General features: G+C 68.2%; 9 protein-coding genes. 6 read left to right on the top strand and 3 right to left on the bottom strand.

From position 1 onward, the window contains the following. The 5 genes from FVW20_RS19540 to FVW20_RS01460 form a co-directional block, all read left to right on the top strand. The coding region (locus FVW20_RS19540; RefSeq protein ID WP_231038769.1) for a hypothetical protein at positions 1-220 on the top strand (220 nt) is incomplete at its 5' end. A 277-nt stretch (positions 221-497) separates the two neighbouring features. Beyond that, on the top strand, positions 498-1316 hold the full coding sequence (gene nth / locus FVW20_RS01445; protein WP_196607981.1) for an endonuclease III: 819 nt from the start codon (positions 498-500) through the stop codon (positions 1314-1316). After that, positions 1313-2146 carry a ribonuclease H-like domain-containing protein gene (locus FVW20_RS01450; RefSeq protein WP_196607982.1) on the top strand — a complete coding sequence of 278 codons (834 nt, stop codon included), beginning with the start codon at positions 1313-1315 and terminating at the stop codon, positions 2144-2146. The genes nth and FVW20_RS01450 overlap by 4 nt, the downstream gene beginning before the upstream one ends. A gap of 351 nt (positions 2147-2497) precedes the next feature. After that, positions 2498-3469: a chemotaxis protein gene (locus FVW20_RS01455; protein WP_196607983.1), complete on the top strand. Its 972-nt coding sequence runs from the start codon at positions 2498-2500 to the stop codon at positions 3467-3469. Positions 3470-3761: 292 nt separating this feature from the next. Beyond that, on the top strand, positions 3762-4094 hold the full coding sequence (locus tag FVW20_RS01460) for a PilZ domain-containing protein (RefSeq protein ID WP_196607984.1): 333 nt from the start codon (positions 3762-3764) through the stop codon (positions 4092-4094). A gap of 202 nt (positions 4095-4296) precedes the next feature. On the opposite strand, the gene metK is transcribed toward FVW20_RS01460, so the two are convergent. Both metK and panC read right to left on the bottom strand, forming a co-directional pair. After that, positions 4297-5466 carry a methionine adenosyltransferase gene (gene metK / locus FVW20_RS01465; RefSeq protein ID WP_196607985.1) on the bottom strand — a complete coding sequence of 390 codons (1170 nt, stop codon included), beginning with the start codon at positions 5464-5466 and terminating at the stop codon, positions 4297-4299. A 138-nt stretch (positions 5467-5604) separates the two neighbouring features. Continuing rightward, positions 5605-6456, bottom strand: a complete 852-nt coding sequence (gene panC / locus FVW20_RS01470) for a pantoate--beta-alanine ligase (RefSeq protein ID WP_196607986.1) — start codon at positions 6454-6456, stop codon at positions 5605-5607. 387 nt (positions 6457-6843) lie between these two features. Here panC and FVW20_RS01475 point away from each other — a divergent pair, with 387 nt between their 5' ends. Continuing rightward, positions 6844-7620, top strand: a complete 777-nt coding sequence (locus tag FVW20_RS01475; RefSeq protein ID WP_196607987.1) for a hypothetical protein — start codon at positions 6844-6846, stop codon at positions 7618-7620. A gap of 198 nt (positions 7621-7818) precedes the next feature. Here the strand turns inward: FVW20_RS01475 and panB are convergent. Continuing rightward, positions 7819-8697: 3-methyl-2-oxobutanoate hydroxymethyltransferase (gene panB, locus FVW20_RS01480; RefSeq protein WP_231038770.1), on the bottom strand; the 879-nt coding region annotated here is incomplete at its 5' end.

Raw genomic sequence — 8697 nt, forward strand, 5'->3', positions numbered from 1 at the left:
GTGCGCGGGGTGGCCGCGCGGTGCGGGCGGGCAGCGGGTGCGCGGGATGAAGGCATCCGCGCGCGGCGCGCCGCACATGTGCATAGCGGAGAAGCCACCGCACGGCAACGCGATGATCACCGTTACGGCACGGGAATGCCGCGGGACGCTGCCGGGAAGCGCCTTGCGGGTGCGAACGACGACGGGCGAGCACGAATCCGTGCGGGTGGATGGCGGATGACGGGGGTGACGGGGCGGCAGGGGGCGGCAGGAAATCATGCGCAAGGCATGGCGTGTCCCGGCAGGGCGCGCGGTGTCTTTCGCTTGCGCGTGGTTGCGGGGCGCGGTCCGCCATGGCATATACTGGCCGCCGCGTGGAAACAGGGCGTTGCGCCGCCCGCATGCCTGCCCCCTGCACGTCGGTGCGGCAGCATGCCGGTCCGCCTGCCCGTCACGGGCTCCTTGACCTTCCGCCTTGTTGTCCGGCAGCCGCACACATCCTTTTTACGGAGCCTTTCATGCAGACCGCCGACCGCGCGGCCAGGGTGCTCGAACTCCTGCGCCTGCGCTACCCCACCCGCGAAACGCATCTGGTGGCCCATAACGCCTGGGAACTGCTGGTGGCCACTGTGCTGGCCGCCCAGTGCACCGACGTACGCGTGAACCAGGTCACCCCCGGCCTGTTCCGCCGCTGGCCCGGCCCGGCAGAGCTTGCCCGCGCCACGCAGGAGGAACTGGAAGAAGTCATCCACTCCACCGGCTTCTACCGCAACAAGGCCACCAACCTGCTGGGCGCGGCCCGCCGCGTGACCGAGGTGCACGGCGGCGAGGTGCCCCGCACCATGGCCGAACTGGTGCAACTGCCGGGCGTGGCCCGCAAGACGGCCAACGTGGTGCTGTGGGGGGCTTACGGCATCAACGAAGGCATTGCCGTGGACACCCACGTCAAGCGCATCGCCTTTCGCATGGGCTTCACCGAATCCGTGGATCCGGTGCAGATAGAGCGCGACCTGATGGATATTTTTCCGCGCGATGCCTGGGGCGATGTGAACCACATGCTGGTGTGGTTTGGCCGCCACGTGTGCGACGCGCGCGCCCCGCGCTGTGGCGAATGCGAGATGATCGAGGTCTGCCCGCGCCGCGGGGTGGGGCAGAAGGGGGGCGCGGATTCGCGCAAGGCCGCGGGCAAGGCGTCTGTCAGGGCCACGGGCAAAACAGCGGGCAAGGCAGGCAAGAAAGATACCGCCAAGGCCGCACCGGCCAAGCCTGCGCCCGCGTCTTCGGCCACGTCTTCGGCCACACCACGCGCCAAGCCTCGCAGTGGTGGCAAGCCATGATCACCTCCACCTTCCGCCATCTGCCCGGCGTGGGCGCCGCCTTCGAGGAACGCCTGTGGCGCGGGGGCTGCCTTACCTGGCAGGACGCCGCCGCGCGCGGCGACATTCCCTGCCGCAGGCACGAGGCAGGCACCTTTGCCACCGGCATCGCCGATTCGCACGCTCGACTCGCGGCGGGCGACGCCGCGTGGTTCGGCCAGCGCCTGGGCGCGGCGGACCAGTGGCGGCTGTTTGCCGCGTTCCGCCAACAGGCGGCCTACGTGGACATCGAAACCACGGGCCTTGGCTGGCCGGAATCGCACATCACCACCATCGCCCTGTGGGACGGGTTCCAGTTGCGTACCTATCGGCACGGCGACAACCTGGACGCCTTTGCCGACGACATCCGCGACTACAAACTGCTGGTGACCTTCAACGGGCGCGGCTTCGATGCGCCGTTCATCGAGCAGACCTTCCGGCAGAAGCTGGACATGGCCCATCTGGACCTGCGCTGGGTGCTGAAGCCGCTGGGCTATTCCGGCGGGCTGAAGCGGGTGGAACAGGCCTTTGGACTCGATCGCGGCGGCCTTGCCGGGGTGGACGGCTACACCGCCGTGCTGTTGTGGCGCCACTGGCGGAGCAGCGGCGATGACCGCGCCCTGGAAACCCTGCTGGCCTACAACGCCGAGGACGTGCTGACCCTGGAGCCGCTGGCGATTCACGCCTACAATGCCCACCTGACAGGACTGCCCGCCCTGCCGGAGCACCCGCTGCCGCAGTGCGTACGCGCCGAAAACCCCTTCAACGCCAGTGCAGAGGTGCTGCGCAAGGTGGGCGTGCGGGTGGCCTGAACCGCCGCATTCCGCGTCCGACTCCGCTTTCCGAGCCCCACCACCAGGGCCGCCCGGGCCTGCAAGGCTGCCCGGACGGCATCGGGTTGCATCGGGCAGTCCGGCGGCCCCGTCCGCGCATCCCCCTCCCCCGGTCCGCACCCGCTCCGTGCGGTCGCATGCCTCTCTCCCCTGTTCGTTGCTGCGCGGTCAGTGCGCGGCGGCGTGGCATCCCGGTTCAGATCACCGGGCCTTCTCCGTCGCGCATGCGGCGGCGAGGGCTATATTGTTGCGCCCAACGCGGAAAAACAATTGCCCACGCTGCACCGTGTGGCATATTGAGGCGTACGTCACGACCTTTCAGGGGGGCACATGAGCCAGACCAACATTCTGCTGGAATCGGGCACCAACGAACTGGAAATCATCGAATTCTACATCGAGGAAACCTTGTCCGGCGGCAGGGTGTACCGTGGCTACTACGGCATGAACGTGGCCAAGGTGCTGGAGATCATCCGGCGGCCCACGGTCACCGGCGTGCCCAGCAAGCATCATCCGGCGGCGCTGGGCACCTTCAACCTGCGTGGTCGGGTGTTGCCCCTGGTGGACCTGGGGGGGTGGCTGGGCAAGCAGGTGGTGGCCAGCGACTCGCTGAAGGTCATCGTTTCCGAGTTCAGCGGCATGGTCACCGCGTTCCTGGTGTCCGGGGTCACGCGCATCCACCGCCTGAGCTGGAGCCAGGTGGAGGCCCCCGACTCGCACATGCAGACCTACAGCGGCCAGTCGGTCATCGGGGTGGTGCGCTTCGAGGACCGCATCGTGTTCCTGCTGGACATGGAAAAGATCGTGGCCTCCATGAACCCCCGGCTGGACATGGGCAGCGCGGCGGACGCAGTGGTGCCCGAAGCAGCGGTGTCGGAGTCGTGGCACGTGCTCATCGCCGATGATTCCTCGGCCATCCGCAACATGATCGGCAGCACGCTGGAGAAGGCGGGTTTTCGGGTTACCCGCACCAGCAGCGGGCGCGAGGCGTGGGACGTGTTGAGCGACTGGCGCAAGCGCGCCGAAGAAGAGCGCAAGCACATCTACGACTATGTGGACCTGGTGGTTTCGGACATCGAGATGCCCGAGATGGACGGCCACAACCTGACCCGGCGCATCAAGGAAGACCAGGTGCTGCAAAAGCTGCCCGTGGTGCTGTTCTCTTCGCTGATCACCGATGCCCTGCGCCACAAGGGCGCCGCCGTGGGGGCCGACGACCAGATATCCAAGCCCGACCTGCCCGGCCTTACCAACCGGGTGCGCGGGCTGATCGAGCGGTTTCGTCAGGACGCCAGCGCCGCGTAGGCCTCCCGTGGGCTGGGGGCGGGCGCTGCCCGGCCCCGTGCTTCCTGTCGGACATGTCGTGCGCATCGGCTAACGGCGTTCCCATCCTTTTGCGGGTGTGGTAGCGTGCTCCCGTTTCAGGGGGTATGCGCCGGGTGTTCCGGCATGCACATCCAGGCGGTCCGGTCGGAACAGGTCGACAGCCTGACTGGTTCAGACCGCCGGATCTGGAAGGCCGAGCGGCTTGGACAGGCCGTGCGGTTTGGACAGGCCGCGCGGTTGCAGCCACGTCAGGGCAACGGGGGGAAGCAGCATGGAACGCAGGCGCCACGCACGCATTTTTCTGAAAGCCTACGGGCTGAACCAGTCTTGCCGGGTGCACATGGGCGGCGCGGACCGCATTGCCCAGATCATCGACATCAGCCCCGGCGGCTCGCGCATGTTGCTGGCCGATGGCAACGCCATGCCTGAGCTGGGCGTGCGGGGTATCCTGCTGCGGGGAGAGAATTTCCGGCTGGCCTACCTGAACGACGTGGCCTACACGGTGGCCTGGGTTAACGGCAGCGAGTTCGGGGCCAGCTTTGACGTGGACCTGGACGCCTCTGTGTCGGGCCTGCAGGCGGACCTGGCCGATCTGGCAGGATAGTGGCAGGATAGCTGCAGGATAGCGGCAGGATAGCGGCAGGCGGGAGCCCCGGCAGTTGCAGGGGCGGGCTGAGCCGTGGCAGGCAGGCGTGTCCTCTTCATTGTCTGTGCAGAGGCAGCGCAGGGCCGGAACACCAGCACGCGCAAAAAGGGCGGGGAGCATGCTCCCCGCCCTGTCTTTTTCGGCTGGCTGGCGTCGCGCGCTATATCTTGGCGGCGGTGCGCAGGTCGGCCACGGCGTCGCACTGCTCCCAGGTGAACTCGGGCAGTTCGCGCCCGAAGTGGCCGTAGCAGGTGGTCTTGCCGTAGATGGGGCGGTTCAGGTCAAGGCGCTTGATGATGTGGTACGGGCGCAGGTCGAACACTTCGCGTACGGCGCGGGTCAGCACTTCGTCCGACAGTTCGCTGCTGCCCAGCGAGGACACCAGCACCGAAACCGGCTCTGCCACGCCGATGCAGTAGGCGATCTGCACTTCGCACTTGGGCGCCAGGCCCGCCTTGACCACGTTCTTGGCGATGTAGCGGCCCATGTACGCGCCGGAACGGTCCACCTTGGAGGCGTCCTTGCCCGAGAACGCGCCGCCGCCGTGGTGACCGGCGCCGCCGTAGGTGTCCTGGATGATCTTGCGGCCGGTCAGGCCGCAGTCGCCCATGGGGCCGCCGACGACGAAGCGCCCGGTGGTGTTGATGAAGATTTCGCAGGCGTCGGCCATCAGGCCTTCGGGCAGCGTCTTCTTGATCACTTCCTCGATGATGCCTTCACGGATGGTGGCGTTGGACACGTTGTCGGCATGCTGCGACGAGACCACCACGTTGTTGATGTGCACGGGCTTGCCGTCCACGTATTCGAACGAAACCTGGGTCTTGCCGTCGGGGCGCAGGAAGTCGAGAATGCCGTCCTTGCGCACCTGGGTCAGGCGCTGCGAAAGCTGGTGTGCCCAGTAGATGGGGGCGGGCATCAGGGTGGGGGTTTCATCGCAGGCAAAGCCGAACATCATGCCCTGGTCGCCCGCGCCCTGGTCTTCCGGGTTGCCCCGGTCCACGCCCTGGGCGATGTCGCCCGACTGCTTGTCGATGGAGGAAATGACCGCGCAGGTCTTCCAGTCGAAGCCCATCTCCGAGCTGTTGTAGCCGATGTTGCGGATGGTGGAGCGCACCACCTCGGGAAGGTCGGCAAAGCCCTTGGTGCGGATTTCGCCCGCGATGAAGGCCATGCCGGTGGTCACCAGCGTTTCGCAGGCCACGCGGGACATGGGGTCCTGCGCCAGCAGCACGTCAAGCACGGCATCGGAAATCTGGTCGGCAACCTTGTCGGGGTGGCCTTCGGTGACGGATTCGGACGTGAAGAAGTAGCGGCCTTTTCCGGGAATCATGCGGTCCTCCTGATGATGCGCGCGTGGCCCGGCTGTGGCCTGCGCCCCTGCGCCGGGTGTGGCGGTGCGGGCGCTGCGGGCTTCGGGCGCGTTTCTTTGCGTGGGTTGCGGTTATCTGTCCCGGCGGACGGGGCGAGCCTATTCGCCCGCCAGCAACATGTTGTCGATGAGCCGGGCCTTGCCCAGGCGGAAGGCCACCGCGCACAGGGCTGCGTCGGTGATGCGCGCGAGCGGCTCCAGCGTTTCCGGATGCACGATGGAAATGTAGTCTTCCTGAGCCAGGGGCAGGTTTTCGCGCCAGTAGCGGCGCATGCCCTCGGCCACGGCGGCGGCGTCGCGCTCGCCCCCCTGCACCAGCGCCCGGCCAAGGGCCAGACCATGGTGGATGTTGGGGGCCTGGGCGCGCTCCTCGGTCGAAAGGTAGATGTTGCGCGAACTCATGGCCAGCCCGTCCTGCTCGCGCACGATGGGGCGGCCCACCACGTCCACGGGCACGTTCAGGTCGCGCGCCATGCGGCGGATGATGGCCAGCTGCTGCCAGTCCTTCTGGCCGAACACGGCGGTGCGAGGCATGGCCAACTGGAACAGCTTCATGACCACGGTGCACACCCCCCGGAAATGGGTGGGGCGCGAAACGCCGCACAACGTGCCCGCCAGGGATGGCACCTCTATCCACGTGGCATGGCCCGCCGGAAACATGTCCGCGGGCTGCGGGGTGAACAGGATGTCCGCGCCGTTGGCCTCGGCCAGGGCGGCATCGCGTTCAAGGTCGCGCGGATAGGCGGCCAGGTCTTCGCCGGGGCCGAACTGGGTGGGGTTCACGAACAGGCTGACCACCACCTTGTCGCCCACCGAGCGGGCGTAGGATATCAGGCTTTCGTGTCCGGAATGGTAGTAGCCCATGGTGGGCACCAGCACCGTGTGCTGGCCGTCGGCCCGCCAGCGCAGGCAGGTCTGTTGCAACGTGCGTGGGTCGGTGAGTATCTGCATATCAAGTTATCCGAATATTGTTGTGTAGGCGGGTATACACGCAGCCCGCCACGATGTCCAGCGAAAACGGCGTCCGATATGGGCGGCGCGAAGCGGTCCGGGGCTGATGCCGCGCCGACCCCCGGCAGGTTTGTCCGCGTGGCGTGCGAATCAGCAAATCCCGTACCGGTATGGCGTGAGGCCCCCGGTTTGGCCGGAGTGTCAGATGATCTGTGCGGGCGCGCGCGGTCCGTGCCTGCCCTGTGCCTGCCCTGTGCCTGTCCCGTACCCCCACGGCCACCCCATTCCCCGCCATCACTTGACGGAGGCGGTGGCTGCGGGCAAGAGCAGGGTCGGGCCACCCGCGCCGGATGCGCGGCCCGCAACGTCAATATTCACGGGAGTCGCATGGTCGCGCCCAATTCCCACGACACGCCCGAAGCGCCGTGCGAGGCTGCGGACGGCACCGCCGCCACGCGGGAGCCGTCGTCCCCTTCGCCACGAACGGGTCGAGCGGACCAATCGTTCCAGCCGTACCATCAGGGGCAACTGGACGTGTTCTGTGCCGTGTACGCGGTGGCCAACGCCCTGCGCTCCGTCCATCCGCTGGGCATGGGGCAGGCGAGGCGTTTGTTCAACGACGTGCTGCTGGACCTTTCCCGCGATGCGGACGCCTTTCGCTCCGTGCTGTACAACGCCACCGATCATGACGCGCTGGTGCGGGCGGTGCTGGAACGCGCCCGTCGCGACGTGCTACCGTTGCGCGTGGAGCGCCCCTTCGCGGCCAGCCCGGCCCTGCGCGTGACGGGCAGGGTGGACCCGGATGCGTCGTCATCCGTCAGGCGGGGCCACGGCCCGGATGCGTCTTCGCAGCCCACGCCCCGCGCGGTGTGGGAAGCCCTTGCGGGCTGGCTTTGCGGCGGGCCGGGGCGGGCAGCCGTGTTGCGCTTTCATCGCTACCTGCCCTTCAAGGGCGACCCGGTGATCTCGCACTGGACGGCGGCGGGCATTCCGTTGGGCGACACGCTGTTTCTGCATGACTCCAGCCGCGAATCCAACGCCATTCACGTCATCGAAAGGGGCGGCTTCGTCACCGCACCGGAGCACCTTTCCGACGACAGGCTGCTGCTGGTGGAGCCGCGCTGCCTGTACCTGCTGGAGATTGAACCGCAGGGCGCTCCGTAGCCGCCGAGGCGCATCCCCCCATCGGCCACCCGGCCCCCCGGCCACCCGGTCACGCGGTCGCCCGGTCATGCAGGCGCGCGGTGTCATGCCCCCGCAGTGCCGTATTCCCGCGGCCAGGCAGCCGCGCAAGCTTGCCGTCCGCCGGGCTGGCCTTCGCCCACGCGGCGGACGGCACTGGCCCCTTGTCGGCTTCCGCCCCTATTCCTGCCCCGGTTTCTGCTCCTGTCCGTCCTTGTCCCTGCCCAGTTGGCGCAATTCCTCGTCGGGCATGGCAAAGCCGTGTTCCGGACCGGGAAACGCGCCGCTTTCCACTTCCTGCTTGTAGGCGGTTACGGCGGCGGTCACCTGCCCGGCCAGGTTGGCGTAGCGTTTGACGAAGCGGGGCACCATGCGGTCCTGCAGGCCCAGCATGTCGTGCAGCACCAGCACTTGCCCGTCGCAGTCCGGCCCGGCGCCGATGCCGATGGTGGGGATGGTCAGCGCGGCGGTGATGCGCGCGGCCACGGGCGAGGGCACGCATTCCAGCACGATGGAAAAGCAGCCCGCCTGCTCCAGGGCCAGGGCGTCGTCCAGCAGGCGTCGGGCCGCGTCGGCGGTCTTGCCCTGCACCTTGAACCCGCCCAGTTGCGCCACCCGCTGCGGGGTAAGCCCGATGTGCCCCATGACCGGAATGCCCGCGTCCACCAGGGCGCGCACCTGCGGCAGGTACGGCCCGGCGCCTTCCAGCTTCACGGCGCGTGCGCCCCCTTCGCGGAACAGCCGCCCGGCGTTGCGTAGCGCCTCCGCCGGGCCTGTCTCGTAGGACAGGAAGGGCATGTCCGCCACCACCAGCGCGCGGGTGACGCTTCCGGTCACCGCGCGGCAGTGGTGCACCATTTCGTCCACGGTCACGGACAGGGTGTCGCCCCGGCCCAGCATGACCATGCCCAGCGAATCGCCCACCAGGATGATGTCGATGTCGCAGCCGTCCACGAGGGCGGCGGTGGGGGCGTCGTAGGCGGTGAGCATGGCGATGCGCCGCGCGCCCTTGGCGGCGCGCACGTCCAGCGTGCCCACGGGACGGCGCGCTTGCTGCCG

It is taken from the genome of Nitratidesulfovibrio oxamicus (assembly GCF_015731765.1).
Lineage (GTDB): Bacteria > Desulfobacterota > Desulfovibrionia > Desulfovibrionales > Desulfovibrionaceae > Cupidesulfovibrio > Cupidesulfovibrio oxamicus.

Bases quoted from the DNA above. Each gene is read 5' to 3' on its own strand.
- panC (WP_196607986.1), bottom strand. From the start codon at position 6,456: ATGCAGATACTCACCGACCCACGCACGTTGCAACAGACCTGCCTGCGC.
- FVW20_RS01475 (WP_196607987.1), top strand. From the start codon at position 6,844: ATGGTCGCGCCCAATTCCCACGACACGCCCGAAGCGCCGTGCGAGGCT.
- FVW20_RS01455 (WP_196607983.1), top strand. From the start codon at position 2,498: ATGAGCCAGACCAACATTCTGCTGGAATCGGGCACCAACGAACTGGAA.
- nth (WP_196607981.1), top strand. From the start codon at position 498: ATGCAGACCGCCGACCGCGCGGCCAGGGTGCTCGAACTCCTGCGCCTG.
- FVW20_RS01450 (WP_196607982.1), top strand. From the start codon at position 1,313: ATGATCACCTCCACCTTCCGCCATCTGCCCGGCGTGGGCGCCGCCTTC.
- FVW20_RS01460 (WP_196607984.1), top strand. From the start codon at position 3,762: ATGGAACGCAGGCGCCACGCACGCATTTTTCTGAAAGCCTACGGGCTG.
- metK (WP_196607985.1), bottom strand. From the start codon at position 5,466: ATGATTCCCGGAAAAGGCCGCTACTTCTTCACGTCCGAATCCGTCACC.